Source organism: Streptomyces caniscabiei (genome assembly GCF_014930365.1).
In the GTDB taxonomy this organism is placed as follows: Bacteria; Actinomycetota; Actinomycetes; order Streptomycetales; family Streptomycetaceae; genus Streptomyces; species Streptomyces caniscabiei.
Genome location: NZ_JABXWI010000002.1, coordinates 536,247 through 557,745, shown reverse-complemented (window position 1 = coordinate 557,745; position 21,499 = coordinate 536,247). Strand labels below are relative to the sequence as shown.

The following is a 21,499-nucleotide window of genomic DNA, read 5'->3' as shown; positions in this document are numbered from 1 at the left end:
GCCGGCTCGCCCAAGACCGTTCGGGGCGCGCGGCTGAACGGAATCACTCCCACTCGGTCCACAGGAACGGTACGCCCTGGTCGACCGGGAGCTGGAAGAGGGGCTCCGCTCGGTCACCGCTCCGGTCCGGGACCGGGACGGCGAGGTGGTGGCCGCCGTGAACATCCCCGTCCACGCCGGCCGTACGTCCGTTGAGGCGGTACGCCCGCGACCTGCTGCCCCAACTGCTCGCCGCGGTCGCCCGGATCGAGGCCGACCTGTGCGCGACCGGGACGGCCGCGAGCCGGGCACGAGCCGTCACCTCCGGCGTCGCCCCGGCCCGGTCGGCCCGCCTGGCCTCGACGCCGCCCCTACAGGTCGAGCACCAGCCGTGACCCCTGACAGCGGGACACACAGATGAGCATGGTCTCCCCGGCCGCGCGCTCCTCCTCGCTGAGAACCGAGTCGCGGTGGTCCGGGGTGCCCTCCAGCACGTCCGTCTCACAGGTCCCGCACGTGCCCTCGGCGCAGGAGTACAGCACCTCGACTCCGGCGGCGCGCACGGTGTCGAGCACGGAGACACCCACGGGAACCGTGACGGTCTTCCCCGTCCGCTCCAGCACGACCTCGAACTCGGCGTCCGGGCCGGTCTCCTGCTCCTTGGGCCGGAACCGCTCGACCCGGAGCGCCCGGCCCGGGCACCGCTCCTCGACCGCGTCGAGCAGCGCGCCGGGACCGCAGCAGTAGACGAGCGTGTCCTCGGGCAGTCCGTCCAGCACGGACCCGAGGTCGAGCAGCCCGGCCTCGTCCTGCGGGGCGACCGTCACCCGGTCCCCGTACGCGGCCAACTCCTCCTGGAACGCCATGGATTCGCGGCTGCGCCCGCCGTACAGCAGCGACCACTCCGCGCCGGCCGCCTCGGCGGCGGCCAGCATCGGCAGGATGGGCGTGATGCCGATGCCGCCGGCCACGAAGCGGTAGCGGGGCATCGGCTCCAGCGCGAAGTTGTTCCGCGGCCCGCGCACCCGGACCTTGTCGCCCCGCCCCAACTCCGTGTGCACGTACGCCGATCCGCCGCGCCCGTCGGGCTCCCGCAGCACCCCGATCCGCCAGGTGTGCCGGTCCGCCGGGTCGCCGCACAGCGAGTACTGCCGCTCCAGCTCGGGCCCGAGCAGCACATCGATGTGCGCGCCCGGCTCCCAGGCCGGGAGTTCCTCGCCCAGCGGGTGGCGCAGGGTGAGGGCGAGGACGCCGTCGGCGGCGAACTCCCGGCTGTCTACGACGAGTTCGGCCTCGTAGACGGGCGACGTGGAGGACGAGGTCATGAACTGTTCCCTTGCGGATCGTGTCCTTGCGGGTGGGCGAGCATCCACTCCCACATCTCGATGGGGTCCTGCGAGGTGTGCTCGCGCCCGCAGTGACAGGTGCCGTGCAGGACGTCCGTGCCCGGCAGCCAGGCGATGCGGTAGATCTCCCCCGTCCGGAGGGTGGGCGGTGTGCTCACAGGACCGGCTCCACCGGCTTCTCGCCCTGCTCGACCAGGCGGGCGAGGATGCGGCGGGCGGCCAGACCACCGGTGTCGATGTTGATGCTCAGCTCCTGGTAGCCGGTGCGCTCGGAGCCCAGCGTCTCCTGGAGCAGGTTCAGCGCGACGACGTCCTGCATGACGACCGTGTGGTTGTTGCCCTTGAGGAACTGGGTGACCTCGTCGTTGTCGGTGGCCCAGTCGCGGGAGACCATCCAGAAGTCGTACACCTTGCCGTCCGTGGACGGGGTGATCGCGTAGGTGATCTCGGTGTGGAAGCCGTTCGGGTCGCTGCCGTCCGCCTCCGGGAGCACTCCCACCGGCGCGATCCGGCTGTGCAGCAGGTACAGGCACGGTGCGAAGTACTCGATGTCCTGCCAGCGGGTGATGCGTCCCTCGATGCCGGTCGACTTCGCGTAGAACGGCGGGCACTCGGCGTCGTCCATGTGCCGGCTCACCCGCACGACACCGGCGCCCTCGTCGACCTCGGTGGTGATCGGCGTCTCGGCGACCTCGGGGGTGCCGATGTAGCCGCCGTGCAGATACGTCTCGTGGGACAGGTCGAGCAGGTTGTCGACGAGGAGCCCGTAGTCGGCGTCGATCGGCTCCATGCCGCGCACGGTCGTCCAGCCGGGGGCGGCCAGGTGCTTGGCGCGCGGGATGGTCTGCGGGTCGGCGAGCGCCGGGTCGCCTATCCACACCCAGATCAGCGAGTCCTGCTCGACCACCGGGTAGGAGGCGACACGGGCCGTCCGCGGGATGCGCTTCTGCCCCGGCACGTACACGCACGCGCCCGTCGTGTCGTAGGTGAAGCCGTGGTAGCCGCACACGATGCGGTCCCCGTCCAGGCCGCTCTCGGAGAGCGGGTACCGGCGGTGCACACACCGGTCGTGCAGCGCGACGGGCGTGCCCTCCTCCTCCGTCCGGTAGAAGACGAGCGGCTCACCGAGGATCGTCCGACCCAGCAGCTCACGGCCGACCTCTTCGGCGTAGGCGGCGACGTACCACTGATTCCTGGCGAAGGCGGTCATGTGAGGCATGGCGATCCCGTCCCTGAGAACCCTGAGAACCGTTCGAGCGGAGGCACGTCGCCTCGCGTGCCACCACATTCCTGAGCCGCCCCGGCACCGGGCAATACCGCTTCCGTCAGACGGAAGGACCGCTTTGCCCGGCCCTGGCGCACCCGCCCGGCGCTGTTCGCGCGGGGGTCCCCGGCGCGTCACACCCGCGCCACGGACCCTTCCCCCGCGTTCGTTCCTCTTGGACCATTCCCCGGGGACTCCCGAAGCACCCCCGTCGCGCAGGTCCCATCCGACGCACCACGTCAGGACAAGAGGTCATCCACCCATGCCTGAAGTCAACCGGCGGCGATTCCTCCAGGTCGCGGGCGCCACAACGGCGTTCAGCGCACTGTCGGCCAGCATCGAGCGGGCCGCGGCGCTGCCCGCGCACCATCGTTCCGGCACGATCGAGGACGTCGAGCACATCGTCGTCCTCATGCAGGAGAACCGGTCCTTCGACCACTACTTCGGCTCGCTGAGGGGCGTACGCGGCTTCGGCGACCCGCATCCGGTGACGCTGGACAACGGGAAGAGCGTGTGGCACCAGTCGGACGGCACGAAGGACGTGCTGCCGTTCCACCCCGAGGCCGACGATCTCGGCATGCAGTTCCTGGAAGGCCTGCCGCACGGCTGGCCGGACGGGCACGGCGCCTACAACGGCGGCAAGTACGACAGGTGGGTGCCGGCCAAGGGCACCACGACGATGGCGTACCTGACACGGGACGACATCCCGTTCCACTACGCCCTCGCCGACAGGTTCACCGTCTGCGACGCCTACCACTGCTCGTTCATCGGCTCGACCGACCCCAACCGCTACTACATGTGGACGGGCTACACGGGCAACGACGGCAAGGGCGGCGGCCCCGTCCTCGGCAACGACGAGGTCGGCTACGACTGGACCACCTACCCCGAACGCCTCGAAGCGGCCGGGATCTCCTGGAAGATCTACCAGGACATCGGCGACGGCCTGGACGCGGCGGGATCCTGGGGCTGGATAGCCGACGCCTACCGGGGCAACTACGGCGACAACTCGCTGCTCTACTTCGACAAGTACCGGAACGCCGAGCCCGGCGACCCCTGGTACGACAAGGCACGCACCGGTACGAACGCGAAGGCCGGCGACGGCTACTTCGATCAGCTGAAGGCCGACGTCAAGGCGGGCAGGCTGCCGCAGATCTCCTGGATCGCCGCGCCCGAGGCGTTCTCAGAGCACTCCAACTGGCCCTCGAACTACGGCGCCTGGTACATCTCCCAGGTCCTCGACGCGCTCACCTCCAACCCGGCGGTCTGGGCGAAGACGGCCCTGTTCATCACGTACGACGAGAACGACGGCTTCTTCGACCATCTCGTGCCGCCGCTGCCGCCGCGCGACGCGGCCCACGGCAGGTCGACGGTCGACGTCGGCCCGGACCTCTTCGCGGGCAGCGCGACCCATGTCGCCGGTCCGTACGGCCTCGGCCCGCGCGTGCCGATGCTCGTCGTCTCCCCCTGGAGCAAGGGCGGTTACGTCTGCTCGGAGACCCTCGACCACACCTCGATCCTGCGGTTCATGGAGCGGCGGTTCGGGGTGCGCGAGCCCAATATCTCGCCGTGGCGGCGCGCCGTCTGCGGTGATCTGACCGCGGCGTTCGACTTCTCCCGCAAGGACAGCCGGCCCGTCGCGCTGCCGGACACCGACGCGTACGAGCCGCCGGACCGGCAGCGGCACCCCGACTACCGGCCGGCCGTGCCGGCGGACCCGAGCATGCCGCGCCAGGAACGGGGGCTGCGTCCCGCCCGGCCGCTGAAGTACGCGCCCCGGGTGGACGGTTCGGCCGACCCGAAGGCCGGGACCCTCACCCTCACGTTCGCCTCCGGCGGCAGGGCCGGCGCGGCGTTCCTCGTGACCTCGGGCAACCGTACGGACGGGCCGTGGACGTACACCACCGGGGCGGGCCGGACCGTGTCGGACACGTGGGACGCCGCGGCCTCCGGTGGCTCCCACGATCTGACGGTGCACGGGCCGAACGGCTTCCTGCGGGTCTTCGCGGGACCGGGGAGGACGGCCGGGGGCGGGCCCGAGGTCACCGCGCGCCACCTCGGGGACGACGTGGAGCTGACCTTCACCCACCGGGGGTCCGGGACGGTGACGCTGAGGGTGGTGAGCGCGTACGGGGGCCGGGCCCGTACGGTCCGGGTGCGGGCCGGGGCGAAGGTCCGGCAGGTCGTGGACCTCCGGTCCACCCGCCGCTGGTACGACCTGACGGTGACCGCCGAAGGGGGGTTCCTCCGGAGGTTCGCCGGACACGTGGAGAACGGGCGGGCGGGGGTGAGTGATCCGGCGCTGGGGCGGGGGTAGCGCGCCCAGCAGCTCGGGAGGATCTGCCGTCGGGCGTCCACCGGCCGTACGTGGCTGATCGCGCAGTTCCCCGCGCCCCTGAGGCCTGCGGCCTTCCGGGCCGCGCCCCTTGGTGGGGCGGGGCCCCGCTGTCTCCGGCGCCCGCCCCAGCTGCGCCCACCCGTGCCGCGGGGGCGGCACGCGTGGGCGCAGGCGGCGGCCTGTGAGGGCCGGCCGGCGCCTCCCGCCCGTCTCCTCAGAGCGCGGTGAGGTGCCCGGGTGCCGGGGTGCCCGGGCGGCGGGGCAGCAACGACGGTTCCGTCGGGGCGTGGTGGGGCTCCAGGGCGAGGACCGCCGCCACGGGGTGGTCCTCGGCCGCCGGTGCGGGACCGGCCGGCCGGGCGGGGTCCATCGGCCGGACGGTGGCCTCCGGGGTCACCCGGGTCAGCAGCACCACGCCCCGCGCGGCGACCACGGCCCCCGTCACCGCGAGCAACGCCCCCGCCACCCCACCCCGCAGGCCCTCCCCGAGCAGGGAGAGGCCGATCACGGCGGCGGCCAGCGGGTTGGAGAGGGTCACGACCGCGAGGGGAGCGCCCAGGCCCCCTCGGTACGCCGTCTGGGAGAGCATCAGCCCGCCCACGGCGAACGCGGCGACCAGCAGCGCCACCACGACGACCTCCAGGTCGAGGAGGGACCCCGAGCGGTCCGTCGCCGCGACCGTGACGGTCTGGGTGAGCGCGGAGGCGACCCCCGAGGCCATTCCGGAGGCACCGGCGTGACGCAGCCCGGGCCGGGCACCGGGCCGCGACAGCAGACCGACCAGGGTGACGGTCGCCCCGGCCACGGCGACGGCCTCCGGAAGGCTCAGCACCTCGTCCGGCGCCGACCCGGACGCGACGACCAGGATCGCGGCGAGACCGGCCAGCGTGAGCGCGGTGCCCCGCCACTCCGTCGGGGTGACCCGGCGCCCCGCCATCCGCGCCCCCAGCGGCACCGCGGCCACCAGGGTGAGCGCGCCCAGCGGCTGCACGACCGTGAGGGGGCCGTACTTGAGGGCCACGACGTGCAGCAGCGCGGCGCCCGCGTTGAGCGCGACCGAACTCCACCAGGCACCGCTGGCGAGCATCCGCCGTACGCCCGGGTCGGCGCTGCGCGAGGCGAGCCGCTCCTGGGCCACGGCGGCGGCCGCGTAGGCGACGGCGGAGACCAGCGACAGGGCGACGGCGACGAGGGTGGCGTTCATCGGCCCGCTCCCACCAGGACCGGTTCCTCGGTGGGCACGAGGGCCCCGGGACGCTGCCCGGCGGTGGTGGCCGTCCGGTGCGGGAGCCGGATCACGGCGAGGACGACGGCCAGCAGGGCACCGGCCACGATCGCGTCCAGCCAGTAGTGGTTCGCCGTGCCGACGATCACCACCAGGGTCACCAGGGGGTGCAGCAGCCACAGCCACCGCAGCCGGGAGCGGGTCGCGGCGATCAGGCCGACCGCGACCATCAGGGCCCAGCCGAAGTGCAGCGAGGGCATCGCCGCGAACTGGTTGGCCAGCGAGTCGGTCGCCGGTGTCGCCGAGTACACCGTCGGTCCGTAGACCTGTCCGGTGTCGAGGAGGTGCGCGCCGTCCAGCATCCGCGGCGGGGCCAGCGGGAACGCGAGGTGCAGCAGCAGCGCCGCCGCGGTCAGCGCGGCGAGGGCCCGCCGCGCCCCTGTGTAGTGCCCGGGCCGCCGCACGTACAGCCAGATGAGGAAGGCCGCGGTGGCGGGGAAGTGGACGGTCGCGTAGTAGACGTTCGCGATGTGGACCAGCGTGTCGCCGTGCAGCAGCACGGACTGCACGGAGCCCTCGTCCGGCAGGCCCAGGGCGCGCTCCCAGCCCCAGAGGTCGTGGGCGTTGCGGAAGGCCTCGGTGGTGTGACCGTTGGCCAGGAGCCGGCCGAACTTGTAGACGAGGAAGAGCCCTGCGACGAGCAGGAGCTCACGGACGAGGGGCGGTCGCGGTATCGCGGCGGCCGGCTCTCGCGCAGGCGCGGTGCGGCATTCCATCCCCGGCCCTTTCACTGACGGCGCTGGTGGCGCTGGTTCCCTTGGCGGCACGACGATCGATACGCCGTAGTACCGATACGTGCCGGTACCGATACGAGAGTGTACCGATACGTCCGAGTACCGAAACGAGGGGGTGTCGATACGGCACTGTACCGATACGGAGCCGTTCCGGTACAGTGGCGTTTCGACAGGCCTTTCGGCACAGGGACGACCGGAGGAGACAGGAGTCATGACGTCGCAGGCAGCGGAGGGGCCGGAGACGGCCGTCGCCTCACGCCGCTCCAAGCTCACGCCCGAGCGCGAGCTGGAGTTCTTCGACGCTGTGCTCGAACAGATCCGTGAGTGTGGTTACGACTCGGTGACCATGGAGGGCGTCGCCGCGAGCACGCGGTGCAGCAAGTCGACGCTCTACCGGCAGTGGCGGACGAAACCGCAGTTCGTGGCGGCCGCGCTGCGCGCGCGCCGCAGTGTCCGCTGCGCGGGGATCGACACCGGCACCCTCGCCGGTGACCTGCGCGAGGTGGCCCGGCATGCCGGGGAGGGCTACGTTCTGGAGGGGCGCCTCTTCCAGGGCCTCGGCCATGCCGTCGCGCAGGACGAGGAGCTGCGGGCGGCCCTGCGCGACGCGCTGGTGGAGCCGGAGATCGACGCGCTGCGGGCGATGATCGCCCGCGGAGTGGCGCGGGGCGAGGTTCCCGCGGACCACCCGGCGCTGGAGTTCGTCCCGGCGCAGATCTTCGGCGTTCTGCGGGCCCGGCCGGTCCTGGAGGGCCGGGACGCGGACGAGACGTACATCACCAAGTTCATGGAAGCGGCCGTGCTGCCCACGCTCGGTCTCTCATAGGGCTCAGGCCGCCGTCCGTGACTCGACCGGACGACGACCTGATCGCGCCGCACCGTGGGGACGGGGGCGGCGCGTAACCCCGGCCGGGTGGGGTTCCTCTGGAGCGGAGAGGAATCCCACCCGGCCGACTTTCCGTCCTCAGGGCCGCACGGCCGCGGGCCGTCCCCTCGACGTCACGCCCCCCTCACACGTCCTGACCGCTGCCGCCTCCGCTGATCGACGCCTTCTTGATGCCCTTGGTGATCTCGTCGATGACCGACTGCTCGGGCGCCTTGTCGCTCACGTCGATGCCGAAGCGGACCACGACGAGCCGCGAGGAGTCGGCGGGGGAGGGGAAGGCGAGCGACTCGACATAGCCGTCGTCGCCCTTGCCCGTGACCACCTTCCAGCGGACGTAGTAGCCCTTCTCACCGGCCACGGTCACCGCCTTGGAGGCCAGCTCCTCGTGCGAGGTGATCTTCCCGTAGCCCTCGCTGCCGTAGGCGTCCTCGGCGGCCTGGGCGATGTCCTCCTTGGCGGCGGCCTCGGCCGTCGTGGCCTTCAGCTTCAGCAGCTCGGCGGGGGTCGAGTAGGCGCCGCCGCGCGTGCACGTCTTCGAGGGATCCGCCGGGCACTTGTACGACGCCTCGGTCGTGACCTGCGCGCCGACCTGCAGCGGAGAGGTGAGCCAGCCCTCGGGCACAGGGATGCTGATGCCGCTGGTGGTGTCGGTGGCGTACCCGTCCTCCTGCGGCGGCTGCTCCGACCCGTCCGGTCCGGGCGTCCGTCCGCCGGAACCCCCCGAGCCACCGGGGCCGCCCTGCCCGTCGGAGCCGCCGCCCGGTCCGCCCTGGCCGCCGTCGTCACCGCGCCCGCCGCTCTGCCCGCCGGATCCCTGGGACGTCGTACTGCCCTCGCTGCCACCGTCGTTGCCGGCCAGCGCGTACACGCCCACCCCGATGCTGGCCAGCACCGCGGCGGCCACGGCGACGGCTATCCCGGTGCGCAGGCCGCGCCTGGGGGCGGGGGCCGGGTATCCGGGGTGACCGGGGTATCCGGGGTGGCCACCGGGCCCTTGCGGGTAGGCCCCGGCGCCCGGCGGGTAGGTCGGCGGACCGAACCCCGGGGCCGAGCCGGCGGGGCGGATCTGGTCCGTCCACGCCTTGCCGTCCCACCAGCGCTCGGTGGCGGGCGCGTCACTTGTCTGCCCGGGGTCGGGGTACCACCCGGGAGGAGTCACCTGCGTCATGGGGCCACCGTATGAGGCCGGAGTGAAAACCGGATGAGAGGGGCGGACATTCGTGCCCAGCCGCTGTCTTGCCCGCCGGTGGTCCTGGCGCTTTTGTGCCGTTCGAGGCCGTCCGACGCGGCGTTCTCCGTCAGCCGTTCGAGGCCCTCGTCCGGGCGCTCACCCGATGACGAGCCGTACCGGGGGCCGACCGGCGTGGGGCGGCGCCGCGCGCTCCCCGCGCGCGCCGGGCTCGTGCGCGGTGTTCCGCTCCGGGCGGGGGAGGCCCCGGCGGCCCGGAGTCACCGATCCCAGCACGCTGGGGTGGCGGGCGCCCGTGCTCCGCGGATCGGTGCCCGGCAGGCCGTGGACGGTCAGGAAGCCCAGCACGGCGAAGGCGTACGCCTCCTTCGCGTCCGCCGGGAGCCCCCACTCGTCCGACACCCGCAGCGGTACGTCCGCCAGCTCGGCGGCCAGCATCCGCATCAGCGTCGGATTGCGGGTGCCGCCGCCCGACGCGATCACCTCCGTGGCCCCCACCGCGCGGACGGCGTCGGCGACCGTCCGCGCGGTGAGCCGGGTGAGGGTGGCCGCGACGTCCGCCGGGGGCAGTTCCCCGAACCCGGCCGGCGCGGCGCGCAGATAACCGGCGTGGAAGAGTTCCTTGCCGGTCGTCTTCGGCGCCGGCAGCGCGTAGTACGGCTCGGCGAGGAGGCGCCGCAGCAGCGGCGGGTGGACGGTGCCGCGAGCGGCCAGGGCGCCGTCCACGTCGTACGGGAGCCGCCCGCCGGTGAAGTCCCGCACGGCCGCGTCGAGCAGCGCGTTCGCGGGCCCGGTGTCGAAGGCGGTGCCGTCGGGGGCGGTCAGGTTGGCGATGCCGCCCAGGTTCAGGGCGACCGGGGTGCCGGGCCGGCCGCGCAGCCACAGCCGGTCGACGAGGCTCACCAGGGGCGCGCCCTGCCCGCCGGCGGCGATGTCCCGGGCCCGGAAGTCGGCCACCACGGGCAGCCCCGTCGCCTCGGCGATCCACGCGGGCTGCCCGAGCTGCAGCGTGCCGAGCACGGCGGTCCCGGCGCCGCCCGCCCCCGACGGAACCGCCGCACCGGCGAGGGCGGCCCGGCCCCTCGCACCGACCCCGCCGCTGTCGCTGTCCTCCCGCGCGCCGATCTCCCCGCCACCCGCGACCCAGTGGTAGACCGTCTGCCCGTGCGAAGCGACCAACTCGGCCCGACCGTCGCAGAGTTCCCGGTCGGCCTCGACCGCGAGGGCCGCGAACGCCTGCCCGATACGGGTGTCCAACCGGCACACCTCGCCGACGGTGGTTGCGGCCGGGGGCAGCGCGCTCGCCAACGCGCTGTGCAGGTCGTCGTCGTACGCCCGGCTGATCCGCCCCAGCGGCCTGAGGGTGAGCGTGTCGCCGTCGAGGCCCAGGTCCGCCGCCGCGGCGTCGACGGCGTCGTACGACGTCCCGGACATCAGTCCGATCACCCGCATGCCCCATCAACTCCCCTGTCCGGCGGTCGGCTTACGGAGCGTCAGCAGGGCGAGCGCGCTCACCGCGCAGGTGGCCGCCGCGTAGTACGCCGGGACGTCCACGTTGCCCGTCCGCTTGACGGTCTCCGTGATGATGAGGCCCGCGCAGCCCGAGAACACGGCATTGGACAGGGAGTAGGCGAGTCCCAGGCCCGTGTAGCGGACGCTCGTCGGGAACATCTCGGAGAGCATGGCCGGCCCCGGCCCCGCCATCAGTCCGACGACCGCGCCCGCCGCGCACACCGCCACGCCCTTCGCTGCGGTCGAGGTGCCCGTGTCCTGGAGGAGGTCGAGCAGCGGCAGCGCCAGTACGGTCACCGCCAGGGCGCCCGTCAGCATCACGGGCCGGCGGCCCACCCGGTCGCTGAGCCGTCCGGCCGGGAGGATCGTGACGGCGAAGCCGAGATTGGCCAGCACGGTGGCCAGCAGTGCCTGCCGGAAGGTGGCGTCCAGGCTGTTCTGGAGATAGGAGGGCAGCACGACCAGGAAGGTGTAGCCGGCCGCCGCCCAGCCCATGACGCGCCCGGCACCGAGCGCGATGGCCCGGGCGGTCTCGGGGACCGGCGGCCGGACCGGTGCCGTTCCCTCCTCGTGCTCCCGCCGAAAGGCGGGCGTCTCGTCCAGCCGCAACCGCAGCCACAGCGCGCCGAGGCCGAGCGGCAGCGTCAGCAGGAACGGCAGCCGCCACCCCCACGACTCCAGTGCCTCGGGGGAGAGGACGGTGGCCAGCAGCGCCGCGACCCCCGCGCCGCCGAGCAGCCCCAGCGCCACCGTGAACGACTGCCACGCGCCGTACAGGCCCCGTCCGCCGGCCGGCGCGAACTCCGTCATCACCGACACCGCGCCCCCGAACTCCCCTCCCGCCGACAGCCCTTGGAGCACCCGGAGCAGCGTCAGCAGCCAGGGCGCGGCGGCGCCGACGGTGTCGTACGTGGGGAGCGCGCCGATCAGGGTCGTCGCGACCGTCATCAGGACGATCACCAGAACCAGCACGGGCCGGCGGCCGATCCGGTCACCGAGCCTGCCGAACAGCGCGGCGCCCACCGGCCGGAAGAAGAACGCCAGCGCGAACGAGGCGTACGTCCGCACGAGCCCCTCGGCCTCACCGCCGCCCTCCGGGGTGAAGAAGCGCGCGGCGATGATCGTCGCGAAGTACCCGTACACCCCGAACTCGTACCACTCGATGAAGTTCCCCACGGCCCCCGCGAACAGGGCCCGCCGGGGCGGCCCGGTGAGGACGGGACGGGGGCTGCGGCCGGGGCCGGATGCGGTCATGCCGTCTCCTTCGGGGTAGGGAACCGCCGTCACCGGAAATACGGAAAACGGGCTGGTGATCACGGGGAGTTGACTGCCCGTCATGTCCAACGGGGCAGGTGGCCGCACGGATGCGTCGCCCGTCCGCCGCCCGGTGTCACCCGACACGGCAATAGGTGCCCGGACCAGCCTCCACTTCGGCATGCAGGGGGCTACGCTCAATGACCTGTGCATCGTTCGGGCGACCTCGGGAGGTAGCGGAATGACGGAGGCACGGCCCGACGCGGCAGCCTCGGCTTCCCTGTGGGAGCGCGACACGGAGATCACCGCCATCACGGAGGCGATCGACGAACTGTGCGTCGACAAGGCGTCCCCCGGGAGCGTGCTGGTCTTCACCGGCGAGGCGGGCGTCGGCAAGACCGCCCTCCTCACCGAGGCCCGCCGGATCGCCGAGCAGCGGGGCTGCCGGGTCTGGTACGCCCGTGGCGGGGAGACCGTCACCTCCGTCCCCTTCAACGTCGTACGACAGTTGCTGCAGCCCGGACTCATGGGGCTGATGGAGGAGGAGACCCGCGAGTACCTGGGCGACTGGTACGACATCGCCGGACCCGCCCTCGGCCTCGCCGAACCCGGTGAGGGCCAGGCGGACCCGCAGGGCGTGTGCGAGGGGCTCGTCGCCGCCGTGAACCGCCTGGTGCGTCGCGCCTGGCCGCTCGTGCTGCTGATCGACGACCTCCACTGGGCCGACCAGGAGACGCTGCACTGGCTGTCCGCCCTGGCCGACCGGCTGACCGAGATGTGCGTCCTCGTCGTGGTGGCCCGACGCCCCGGCGAGGCCACCGGCGAACGCGCCCGCCATCTCGGCCGGATCGCCGCCAAGGCACGCCCCGTCTCCACGCTCAACGCGCTCACCCCCAAGGCCACCGCGGGGCTCACCCGTGCCACGGTCGGCCGGCACGCCGACGACCCGTTCTGCCGCGAGGTCTGGGCGGTCACCGGTGGCAACGCGTACAACACCGTCGAACTCCTCGCCAAGGTGAAGGACTGCGGACTGGACCCGGTGGAGGACTCGGCCGGCGAACTGCGCGCCCTGAACCGCTCGGCGCGCGGCACCGGCCTCGTCGCCCGCCTGGAGGAACTGGGCGTCGAGGCCACGCGGTTCGCGTGGGCGGCGGCCATCCTGCACACCGGGATCACCGTCGACATCGTGGCTCGCCTCGCCAGCCTGCCCCGGGCCTCGGCCGTGCAGTGTGCCGAGCTGCTGACCTCGGCCCGAATCCTCACCGAGCCCGATCCGGCCAACCGTCAGGCGGACGCCGGAGACCTGGAGTTCGTCCACCCGCTGATCGCCACCGCCGTCTACGACTCGATCCCGCCGGGCATCCGCACCGCCTTCCACGGCGTCGCCGCGACGGCCGTCACCGAATCCGGGCGCGGCGCCGCCGCGGCCTCCCGCCACCTCATCGAGGTGCACCCCGACGGCGAGGCCGAACTGGTCGAGCAGTTGCGCGCCGCCGCGGCGGAACACCTGGCCGTCGGTGCCCCCGAGGCCGCCCGCCGCTGTCTGGAGCGGGCCCTGAAGGAGCCGCCGCAGCCGGACGTCCGGGTCCGCGTGCTCTACGAACTGGGCTGCGCCACCCTGCTCACCTCACCCGGCACCACGGTCGAGTACCTCCGCTCGGCCCTGGCCGAGCCCGGCCTCGACAGCGCGGAGCGCGTCGACGCGGTCTTCCGCCTCTCGCAGGTGCTCCTCCACAACGACCAGCTGCACGAGGCCGTCCGCACGCTCGACGCGGAGATCGGGCGGCTGGACCCCGGGCCCGCCCGGATGCGTCTCCAGGCCGCGCGCTACATGTGGGAGGGCGTCCACGCCGGTGAGGAACTCCCGCCGACCCACTCCCAGGAGCTCGCCGCCCTCGCGGCGACCTGCACCGGCCGGGACAACTCCGAACGCGCGCTGCTCATCCTCCGGGGCTTCGACGCGATGACCCGCGGCGAGAACGCGGAGGAGGTCGTCGAACTCTGCGACCGCGCCCTCGTCAACGGCCGCCTCGCGCCCGGACTCGGCTGGACCGACACCGAGTGGGGCATCGAACTGCTTTTGATGCTGGCCAGCGCGTACGCCTACGCGGACCGCCTCGACCGGGCCGAGAGCCTCTTCACGGAAGCCCTGCGCACCTACGAGTCCGCCGGCTGGAGCGGCGGTCATCTCGCGCTGGCCCACGCCTATGTCGGGCTCGGACACCGCATGCGGGGCCGCCTCAGGGACGCGGAGGCCTCCCTGCGCCGGTCGCTGGTGCTGGCCGAGGGGGTCGGTCGCGGACTGCCCCTGTACTGGACCACCACCTGCAACCTGGTCGACACGCTGCTCGTCCGCGGCCACGTCGAGGAGGCCTGGGCCGTCGCCGAGCAGTACAACTTCGCGCCGCCGTACCCGTCCACCATCGTGCTGCCCGAACCGCGGTCCGTACGGGGACGGCTGCTGCTCGCAGTGGGGCGCACCAAGGAAGGCATCAACGAGCTGGAGGCCGCCGAGAAGGCGACGGCGGCCCGGGGCCACCACAACACCGTCTCCGCCACCTGGGGTGGCGCCCTCGCCCGGGCCCTGGCCGGCGAGGACCCGCGCCGGGCCGCCGAACTCGCCGCGAGCGTCCGCCGCCGTGCCGAACGCTTCGGTACGGACACCGCCATCGGCGAGGCCCTGCGCGTCGAGGCGTCCCTCGCCACCGGCCGTAAGGCCACCTCGCTCTACGCCCAGGCGGTCACCTATCTGGCGGCGTCGCCCTCCGCCTACGAGCACGCCGCGGCCCGTGTCGAGTACGGCATCGCCAACCGCTCGGTCTCCGAACTCAACCGGGGCCTGACACTGGCCGAGTCCTGCGGCGCCGACGGCCTGGCCCGGCGGGCTCGGGAGGAACTCGGCCGACTCGAATAGGGCGTGTGCCGGCCGGGAGTACGCCGGGCGGCACCGACGCGGCGTACGGTGCCGCCTCGACGCCCCCTCAGCCCTGCCCCTCCTCCTCCGCCAGCACCCCCTGCGCCACCGCGAACGCCGAGTTCGCTGCCGGGACGCCGCAGTAGACGGCCGTCTGGAGGAGGACGGCGCCGATGTCGTCCGGGGTGAGGCCGTTGCGGCGGGCGGCGCGGATGTGCATGGCCAGTTCGTCGTAGTGGCCGTGGGCGATCAGCGCGGTCAGCGTGACCATGCTGCGTTCGCGGCGGGACAGCGTCGGATCGGTCCAGATCTCGCCCCAGGCGTAGCGGGAGATGAAGTCCTGGAACTCCGCCGTGAAGGGGGTCTGCCGGGACTGGGCGCGGTCCACGTGCGCGTCGCCGAGCACCTGGCGCCGCACCTCCATCCCGCGCTTCGGGTACCCGTCGACGTGCCCGCGCAGCGCCGCCAGTACGGCCTCCGGCCGTTCCGCGGGCGCGAGATGCGACGCCCCCGCGATCTCGGTGAGCGTCGCCCCGGGCACCGCGTCCGCGATCTCCCGCAGATGCGCGGGCGGCGTCGCCGGGTCCTCGCGGCCGGCGACGAGGAGGGTGGGCACGGTGATCCGGGACAGCTCCTCGCGGAGGTCGAACGCGGCGAGCGCGTCGCAGCAGGCGGCGTACGCCTCAGGGTCGGCCCGGCGGTGGTCCTCCACCAGCTCCGGCACGGTGAAACCGGGCGTGAACCACCGCGAGTCGGCACTCCGAGCGAGCCCGGCCAGCCCCTCCCGCCCCTCCCGGCGCACCAGCTCCGCCCGTTCCTCCCACGGCTTGGCGCCGTTGAAGTGCGCCGACGAACAGATCACGGCGAGGGAGGAGATCCGCTCCGGGTGGTGCGCGGCCAGCCACAGACCGACCGCGCCGCCGAGGGAGACCCCGGCGTAGGCGAACCGTTCGACGCCCAGCGCGTCCGCCAGATCCAGGACCAGGGCGGCCAGGTCGCCCACCGTCGCCCCCGGCGCGATCAGCCCGGCGGAGGAGCCGCCGTGCCCCGGCAGGTCCCAGCGGACCACCCGGTGCGTGATCGACAGCTCGGGCGCCACCTTGTCCCACAGCCGGGTGGACGTGCCGAGGGAGGGGCCGAGCAGCAGTGGGGGAGCGGACGTCGGGCCCTCCGCGCGGTGGTTGAGCAGGGTGTCGGTCAACGTCGCTCCAGGGCACGGTCGGTGAGGGCTCCGGCGGAGCCGGTGTATCGGGTGGGGTCCGTGAGGTCCGCGAGGTCGATGTCCCTCAACTCCGGTTCCTCGGCGAGCAGTTCGCCCAGCGGGCGCCCTTCGGCGTAGACGCGCTCGGCGGTCCGGGTCAGCAGCTCCTTGGCGCGGGCCCGGCCCAGCACCGGGGCCAGCTCGGCGGCCAGCCGCTCCGAGACGATCAGCCCGTGGGTGAGGTCCAGGTGCCGGCGCATCGCGTCGGTGTGCACCCGCAGCCCCCGCGCCAGCTCGACCGCGTCCCGGGCGGCGCCCCCGACGAGGCGGAGCAGCTCGCGCAGCGGCTCCCACTCCGCGTGCCACGCACCGGCCGGCCGTTCGTCCTCGGCCGGCAGCGCCCCGTACAGCGTGGCCGCCAGCTGGGGCGCCCGCCGGGCGGCCGCCGCGATGAGCGTCGACCGGACCGGGTTCGCCTTGTGCGGCATCGCCGACGAACCGCCGCCGCTGCCCTCGGTCACCTCCGCGATCTCGGTGCGGGCCAGGGTCAGCACGTCCACCGCGACCTTCCCCAGGGCGCCGGCGGCGAACGCCAGCGCTCCGGCCAGGTCCGCGATCGGGGTGCGCAGGGTGTGCCAGGGCAACTCGGGTGCGCGGAGGCCGAGTTCATGGGCGTAGGCGGTGCTCAGGGCCTGGGTGTCGGTGGCCCCGAAGACGGTGAACGCCGCCGCCGTGCCCGCCGCGCCCCCGAGCTGGGCGGGCAGCGTCGCGCGGACGACGGCGAGCCGGTCCCGGGCGTCCAGGAGAAGCGAGCGCCAGCCCGCGGCCTTCAGCCCGAAGGTCGTCGGCACGGCGTGCTGGGTGAGGGTGCGGCCGGGCATCGCGGTGTCCCGGTGCGCGGCGGCGAGCGCGGCCAGCGCGGCCTCCGTACGGCCGAGGTCGGCCAGGACCAGATCGAGCGTGCGGGCGGCGACCAGCATCGTCGCCGTGTCCAGGATGTCCTGGCTGGTGGCGCCCCGGTGGACGTACGGGCCGTACTCCGTGCCCACCGCCGCGGTGAGGTCCGCGACCAGCGGGATCACCGGGTTGCCGCCGCCGCGCGCGCGTTCGGCGAGGGAGCGTACGTCGAGGACGGCGGCGTCCGCCGCCGAGGTCACCGCGGGCCCGGCCGCGGCGGGGGCCAGCCCCAGCGCGGCCTGGGCGCGGGTCAGCGCGGCCTCGGCGTCGAGCAACGCCCGCAGATAGGCGGTGTCGCTCGTCGCGGCCGCGGCCGGGGAACCGGTCCACCCGGGGGCGAGCAGACCGGTGTCGGCGTCGGCAGAAGTCACTGGAACTCCAGAAAGACCGTTTCGCCTTCGCCCTGAAGGCGGATGTCGAAACGGTAGGTGCCGTTGCCCCCGTCCTCGGCGATCAGCGTGCCCCGGCGCGCCTCGTCCACCCGGGAGAGCAGCGGGTCGGCGGCCAGCGCGGCATCGTCGCCCGGCAGATAGATCCGGGTGTACAGATGGACGAGCAGGCCCCGCGCGAAGACGCAGACGCTGAGATACGGCGCGTTGCGCCCGCGTGCGCCGGGCCGCAGCGTACGCGCGGTCCAGTGGCCGCTGCTGTCGGCCTGGACGCGGCCCCAGCCGGTGAACTCCACGCCGTTGCGGCCCAGGAAGCCGCCGCTCGCGGAGTCGCGGCGCATGGAACCGTCGACCCGCGAGATGTTGCCGTCCGGGTCGGGGCCCCACAGCTCCAGGAAGGCGTCCGGCAGCGGGTTGCCCTCGCCGTCGAGGATGCGGCCGTGCAGGGAGATGGTGTCGGGGTGGCCGAGGGGAGCGATGTCGCCGCCGCCGGGGAAGGGCAGGGCGTGGCCGTAGAAGGGGCCGACCGTGTGCGACGGGGTCGGGAGCACCGTCTCCGGGCGGCTGGTGTCGATCTTCGTCATGGCAGGTCAGCGCCCTTCTTCGATCCAGGTGGCCTGCGGGCCGTCGAGCACGATGTCCCAGACGTAGCCCATCGAGAACTCCGGCACGGACAGGCTGTGGTCGTACGTCGCGACCAGCCGCTGCCGGGCCGCGTCGTCCGTGACCGACTGGATGATGGGGTCGTAGGGGAAGAGCGGGTCGCTCGGGAAGTACATCTGCGTCACGAGCCGCTGGGTGAACGCCGAGCCGAACATCGAGAAGTGGATGTGGGCCGGCCGCCAGGCGTTGAGGTGGTTGCGCCACGGGTAGGGGCCCGGCTGGATGGTCGTGAAGTGGTAGCGGCCCTCGCCGTCGGTCAGTGTGCGGCCCACGCCGGTGAAGTTCGGGTCCAGGGGCGCGTCGTGCTGCTCGCGCTGGTGGGCGTAGCGGCCCGCCGAGTTGGACTGCCAGATCTCCACCAGCTGGCCGCGCAGCGGGCGCCCGTCGCGGTCGAGGAGCCGGCCGGTGAGCGTGATCCGCTCTCCGATGGGCTCGCCGCTGTGCTGCCTGGTCAGGTCGTTGTCGATCTCGGTGATGTCCCGCTCCCCGAAGGCGGGGGAGGACAGCTCCACCAGCTCGGGGTCCTGGGTGATGTCGATGGAGATCGGCGGCTGCTCGGGGTGCCGCAGGACCGAGGAGCGGTAGGGGGCGTAGTCACGGCGGGGGTGGTGTTCCACGGGCGCGCCGTCGGCGACCCGCTTCTCGTAGGCGGCGTGTTCGGCCGCGATCTCCTGATCGATGTCCGCTTGGGTGAGAGTCATGGGGGTTCCTGAAGTCTTGTCGGTCTCGTCGAAGTCGGGGGTCAGGACGGCGCCCCGTCAGGGGCGCGGGGAACTGCGCGACCAGCCACGTACGGCCGGCAGTCGCGGTGACAGCTCAGCGCTCCAGAACGAGGGCGAGTCCTTGCCCCACGCCGATGCACAAGGTGGCGACGCCGACGCCCGAGCCCGCGCGCGCCAGCTGGTGCGCGACCGTCCCCGCCAGCCGCGCACCGGACGCGCCCAGCGGATGACCGAGCGCGATCGCCCCGCCCTGCGGATTGAGGATCGCCGGGTCGAACTCGGGCCATTCGGCGACACAACCGAGCACCTGTGCGGCGAACGCCTCGTTCAGTTCGAGAACCGACAGGTCCCCGAAGCCCTTGCCGGCCCTGTCCAGCGCACGGGTGACCGCCTCGACGGGCGCGAGCCCGAAGTAGTGCGGGTCGATCGCGGAGACCCCGGACGCCGAGATCCGGGCGAGCGGCTCGCGACCGGTGGCCGCCAGCCCCTCCTCGTCCACCAGCAGGAGCGCGGCGGCCCCGTCGTTCAGCGGCGAGGCGTTGCCCGCGGTGACCGTGCCCCCGTCGGGGCGGAAGGACGGCTTCAGCCTGGCCATGGCGGCCAGGGACGCGTCGGCGCGTACGCACTCGTCGGCGCCGAAGGCGACCGGGTCGCCCTTGCGCTGCGGGATGGAGACGGGCGCCAGTTCGGCATCGAGGAGCCCCGCGGCCCGGGCCTTCGCCGCCTTCTGGTGGGAGGCGAGGGCGAACTCGTCCTGCTGCTCCCGGCTGATCTTGTGCTTGTCGGCGATGAGTTCGGCCGACTCGCCCAGCGGGATCGTCCACTGCGGGTCCATGTCCGGGTTGACCATGCGCCAGCCCAGCGTGGTCGAGTACAGCTCGGTGTGCCCGGCGGGGAAGGGTCGGTCGTTCTTCGGCAGGACGTACGGCGCGCGGGTCATGGACTCGACACCGCCGGCGACGGCGATCGACGCGTCGCCCAGCGCGATGGCGCGGGCCGCCTGGATCACGGCCTCCAGGCCCGAGGCGCACAGCCGGTTGACGGTCACGCCCGGTACGGAGGTGGGCAGCCCGGCCAGCAGCGCGGCCATGCGGCCGACGTTGCGGTTCTCCTCGCCGGCGCCGTTGGCGTTGCCGAAGTACACGTCCTCGATCCGCGCCGGGTCCAGGTCCGGCGTCCGGGCGAGCAGCTCACGGACGGCGTGCGCGGCGAGGTCGTCGGGCCGGACCCCCGCCAGGGCGCCGTTGTAGCGGCCGATCGGGGTACGGACCGCGTCGACGACGTAGACGTCCTTGCGAGGGGGACGCGAGGCGTTGCTCATGACAGGCTCTCCTCGGGGACGCGTACCTTGGCCGCGGTCTTGGCGACGATCTCCTCGACGGTGACACCGGGCGCGGTCTCCACGAGCACCAGGCCCTCGTCCGTCACGTCGAGCACACCCAGGTCGGTGATGATCCGGTTCACGCAACGCTTGCCGGTCAGCGGCAGCGCGCACTCCTCCAGGATCTTCGCCGAGCCGTCCTTGGCGGCGTGGGTCATGACCACGATGACCGTGCGCGCGCCGTGGACGAGGTCCATGGCACCGCCGATCCCGGTGATCATCTTGCCGGGGATGGCCCAGTTGGCGAGGTCGCCCCGGGCGGAGACCTGCATCGCGCCGAGGACGGCGACGTCGATGTGGCCGCCGCGGATCATCGAGAAGGACAGTGCCGAGTCGAAGTAGGAGGCCCCCGGCAGGACGGTGACGGTCTCCTTGCCCGCGTTGATCAGATCGGGGTCGACCTGGTCCTCGGTCGGGTACGGGCCGGTGCCCAGGATGCCGTTCTCCGACTCAAGGATCACCTCGACGTCGTCCGGGAGGTAGTTCGGGATCAGCGTCGGCAGGCCGATGCCGAGGTTGACGTACTGGCCGTCCTCGAGTTCGCGCGCGGCGCGGGCGGCCATCTGTTCACGGGTCCAGGCCATCACTCGCTCACCGTTCCCGTCGTCGCGGCGGAGACCGTCCGCTTCTCGATCTTCTTGTCGGCCGCCTGCTCGGGGGTGAGGGCGATGACGCGCTGGACGAAGATGCCGGGCAGATGCACGGCGTCCGGGTCGATCTCGCCGGGCTCGACCAGCTCCTCGACCTCGGCGATCGTCACCTTGCCGGCCATCGCCGCGAGGGGGTTGAAGTTGCGGGAGGACTTGTTGAAGACCAGGTTGCCGTGCCGGTCGCCCCGGACGGCGCGGACGAGCGCGTAGTCGGTGCGGATGCCGCGTTCGAGCACGTACTCGCCGCCGTCGAACTCGCGGACCTCCTTGGGCGGCGAGGCCAGCGAGACACCGCCGTCGCCGTCGTAGCGCCAGGGGAGGCCGCCCTCGGCCACCTGGGTGCCGACGCCCGCCGGGGTGTAGAAGGCGGGGATGCCGGCGCCGCCCGCGCGCAGCCGCTCGGCGAGCGTGCCCTGCGGGATCATCTCGACCTCCAGCTCACCGGCGAGGTACTGTCGCGCGAATTCCTTGTTCGCCCCGATGTACGAACCGGTCACCCGGGCGATACGGCCGGCCGCGAGCAGCACCGCGAGGCCGGACTCCATGGCTCCGCAGTTGTTCGAGACGATGCCGAGACCGGAGACCCCGCGCTCGTGGAGCGCCTGGATCAGCGCGTTCGGTACCCCGCTCAGCCCGAATCCGCCGACGGCGAGCGTCGCGCCGTCCGGCACATCGGCCACTGCCTCCAGGGCTGTGGCGACCACCTTGTCCATCCGTGAGGCCCCATCTCGTCCGCGCACCCGATGACCCGTTAATCAGGACACTGAGCATTTAGTGAAGTTTCCTTCACGCTGCCACTCGTCGGCTCCGTCGTCAAGAGCTGCGAAAAGAGCGAGAT

The 21,499-nt window shown here is 73.2% G+C and carries 19 protein-coding genes and 1 pseudogene; 5 read left to right on the top strand and 15 right to left on the bottom strand.

Annotated features, from left to right (window positions below; translation table 11 throughout):
- Window positions 1–76: 76 nt before the first annotated feature.
- Window positions 77–136: pseudogene (locus HW837_RS50300) on the top strand (hypothetical protein); the annotation flags it as partial.
- 55 nt (window positions 137–191) lie between these two features.
- Entirely contained in the window at window positions 192–374 is a 183-nt protein-coding gene (locus HW837_RS50295) for a hypothetical protein (RefSeq protein ID WP_237270028.1), read from the top strand.
- Here the strand turns inward: HW837_RS50295 and HW837_RS06960 are convergent.
- The 3 genes from HW837_RS06960 to HW837_RS06950 are packed head-to-tail and all read right to left on the bottom strand — an operon-like array spanning window position 351 to window position 2,544.
- Window positions 351–1,304 carry a PDR/VanB family oxidoreductase gene (locus HW837_RS06960; RefSeq protein WP_193379920.1) on the bottom strand — a complete coding sequence of 318 codons (954 nt, stop codon included), beginning with the start codon at window positions 1,302–1,304 and terminating at the stop codon, window positions 351–353. The two genes, HW837_RS50295 and HW837_RS06960, sit on opposite strands and share 24 nt — an antisense overlap.
- Window positions 1,301–1,483 carry a hypothetical protein gene (locus HW837_RS06955; RefSeq protein WP_045556755.1) on the bottom strand — a complete coding sequence of 61 codons (183 nt, stop codon included), beginning with the start codon at window positions 1,481–1,483 and terminating at the stop codon, window positions 1,301–1,303. Before HW837_RS06955 ends, HW837_RS06960 begins: the two co-directional genes overlap by 4 nt.
- Window positions 1,480–2,544, bottom strand: a complete 1,065-nt coding sequence (locus HW837_RS06950; protein ID WP_193379921.1) for an aromatic ring-hydroxylating dioxygenase subunit alpha — start codon at window positions 2,542–2,544, stop codon at window positions 1,480–1,482. The genes HW837_RS06955 and HW837_RS06950 overlap by 4 nt, the downstream gene beginning before the upstream one ends.
- Before the next feature lie 307 nt (window positions 2,545–2,851).
- Here HW837_RS06950 and HW837_RS06945 point away from each other — a divergent pair, with 307 nt between their 5' ends.
- Window positions 2,852–4,903, top strand: coding sequence for a phosphocholine-specific phospholipase C (locus tag HW837_RS06945; RefSeq protein WP_193379922.1), 2,052 nt, complete (start codon window positions 2,852–2,854; stop codon window positions 4,901–4,903).
- Window positions 4,904–5,138: 235 nt separating this feature from the next.
- Here HW837_RS06945 and HW837_RS06940 read toward each other — a convergent pair whose 3' ends face one another.
- Together HW837_RS06940 and HW837_RS06935 are read right to left on the bottom strand one after the other, a co-directional pair.
- Complete coding sequence (locus tag HW837_RS06940) at window positions 5,139–6,128, bottom strand: DMT family transporter (protein WP_193379923.1); 990 nt, start codon at window positions 6,126–6,128, stop codon at window positions 5,139–5,141.
- On the bottom strand, window positions 6,125–6,925 hold the full coding sequence (locus tag HW837_RS06935; RefSeq protein ID WP_193379924.1) for a phosphatase PAP2 family protein: 801 nt from the start codon (window positions 6,923–6,925) through the stop codon (window positions 6,125–6,127). Before HW837_RS06935 ends, HW837_RS06940 begins: the two co-directional genes overlap by 4 nt.
- Before the next feature lie 229 nt (window positions 6,926–7,154).
- On the opposite strand from HW837_RS06935, the gene HW837_RS06930 reads away from it, so the two are divergent.
- Window positions 7,155–7,769, top strand: a complete 615-nt coding sequence (locus tag HW837_RS06930; RefSeq protein ID WP_045556760.1) for a TetR/AcrR family transcriptional regulator — start codon at window positions 7,155–7,157, stop codon at window positions 7,767–7,769.
- 184 nt (window positions 7,770–7,953) lie between these two features.
- Here HW837_RS06930 and HW837_RS06925 read toward each other — a convergent pair whose 3' ends face one another.
- The 3 genes from HW837_RS06925 to HW837_RS06915 all read right to left on the bottom strand — a co-directional run bounded on the left by HW837_RS06925 (window position 7,954) and on the right by HW837_RS06915 (window position 11,784).
- Complete coding sequence (locus HW837_RS06925; protein ID WP_045556761.1) at window positions 7,954–8,997, bottom strand: DUF2510 domain-containing protein; 1,044 nt, start codon at window positions 8,995–8,997, stop codon at window positions 7,954–7,956.
- Window positions 8,998–9,156: 159 nt separating this feature from the next.
- Complete coding sequence (locus HW837_RS06920; protein ID WP_078853369.1) at window positions 9,157–10,470, bottom strand: anhydro-N-acetylmuramic acid kinase; 1,314 nt, start codon at window positions 10,468–10,470, stop codon at window positions 9,157–9,159.
- Between the two features lie 6 nt (window positions 10,471–10,476).
- Window positions 10,477–11,784 carry an MFS transporter gene (locus tag HW837_RS06915; RefSeq protein ID WP_193379925.1) on the bottom strand — a complete coding sequence of 436 codons (1,308 nt, stop codon included), beginning with the start codon at window positions 11,782–11,784 and terminating at the stop codon, window positions 10,477–10,479.
- A gap of 241 nt (window positions 11,785–12,025) precedes the next feature.
- Here HW837_RS06915 and HW837_RS06910 point away from each other — a divergent pair, with 241 nt between their 5' ends.
- The gene (locus HW837_RS06910) at window positions 12,026–14,698 is read left to right on the top strand and encodes an ATP-binding protein (protein WP_045556763.1); all 2,673 of its coding nucleotides are present in this window, start codon (window positions 12,026–12,028) and stop codon (window positions 14,696–14,698) included.
- Window positions 14,699–14,765: 67 nt separating this feature from the next.
- Here HW837_RS06910 and pcaDC read toward each other — a convergent pair whose 3' ends face one another.
- The 7 genes from pcaDC to HW837_RS06875 form a co-directional block, all read right to left on the bottom strand.
- Entirely contained in the window at window positions 14,766–15,899 is a 1,134-nt protein-coding gene (pcaDC, locus tag HW837_RS06905) for a bifunctional 3-oxoadipate enol-lactonase/4-carboxymuconolactone decarboxylase PcaDC (protein WP_193379926.1), read from the bottom strand.
- Window positions 15,896–17,227, bottom strand: a complete 1,332-nt coding sequence (pcaB, locus tag HW837_RS06900) for a 3-carboxy-cis,cis-muconate cycloisomerase (RefSeq protein WP_045556765.1) — start codon at window positions 17,225–17,227, stop codon at window positions 15,896–15,898. The genes pcaDC and pcaB overlap by 4 nt, the downstream gene beginning before the upstream one ends.
- Entirely contained in the window at window positions 17,224–17,829 is a 606-nt protein-coding gene (gene pcaG, locus HW837_RS06895) for a protocatechuate 3,4-dioxygenase subunit alpha (protein WP_045556766.1), read from the bottom strand. Before pcaG ends, pcaB begins: the two co-directional genes overlap by 4 nt.
- A gap of 6 nt (window positions 17,830–17,835) precedes the next feature.
- On the bottom strand, window positions 17,836–18,609 hold the full coding sequence (gene pcaH / locus HW837_RS06890; RefSeq protein ID WP_045556767.1) for a protocatechuate 3,4-dioxygenase subunit beta: 774 nt from the start codon (window positions 18,607–18,609) through the stop codon (window positions 17,836–17,838).
- Window positions 18,610–18,724: 115 nt separating this feature from the next.
- On the bottom strand, window positions 18,725–19,951 hold the full coding sequence (locus HW837_RS06885; protein ID WP_045556768.1) for a thiolase family protein: 1,227 nt from the start codon (window positions 19,949–19,951) through the stop codon (window positions 18,725–18,727).
- Complete coding sequence (locus HW837_RS06880) at window positions 19,948–20,595, bottom strand: CoA transferase subunit B (RefSeq protein WP_193379927.1); 648 nt, start codon at window positions 20,593–20,595, stop codon at window positions 19,948–19,950. Before HW837_RS06880 ends, HW837_RS06885 begins: the two co-directional genes overlap by 4 nt.
- Entirely contained in the window at window positions 20,595–21,374 is a 780-nt protein-coding gene (locus tag HW837_RS06875) for a CoA transferase subunit A (RefSeq protein ID WP_045556770.1), read from the bottom strand. Before HW837_RS06875 ends, HW837_RS06880 begins: the two co-directional genes overlap by 1 nt.
- Between the last annotated feature and the right edge of the window lie 125 nt (window positions 21,375–21,499).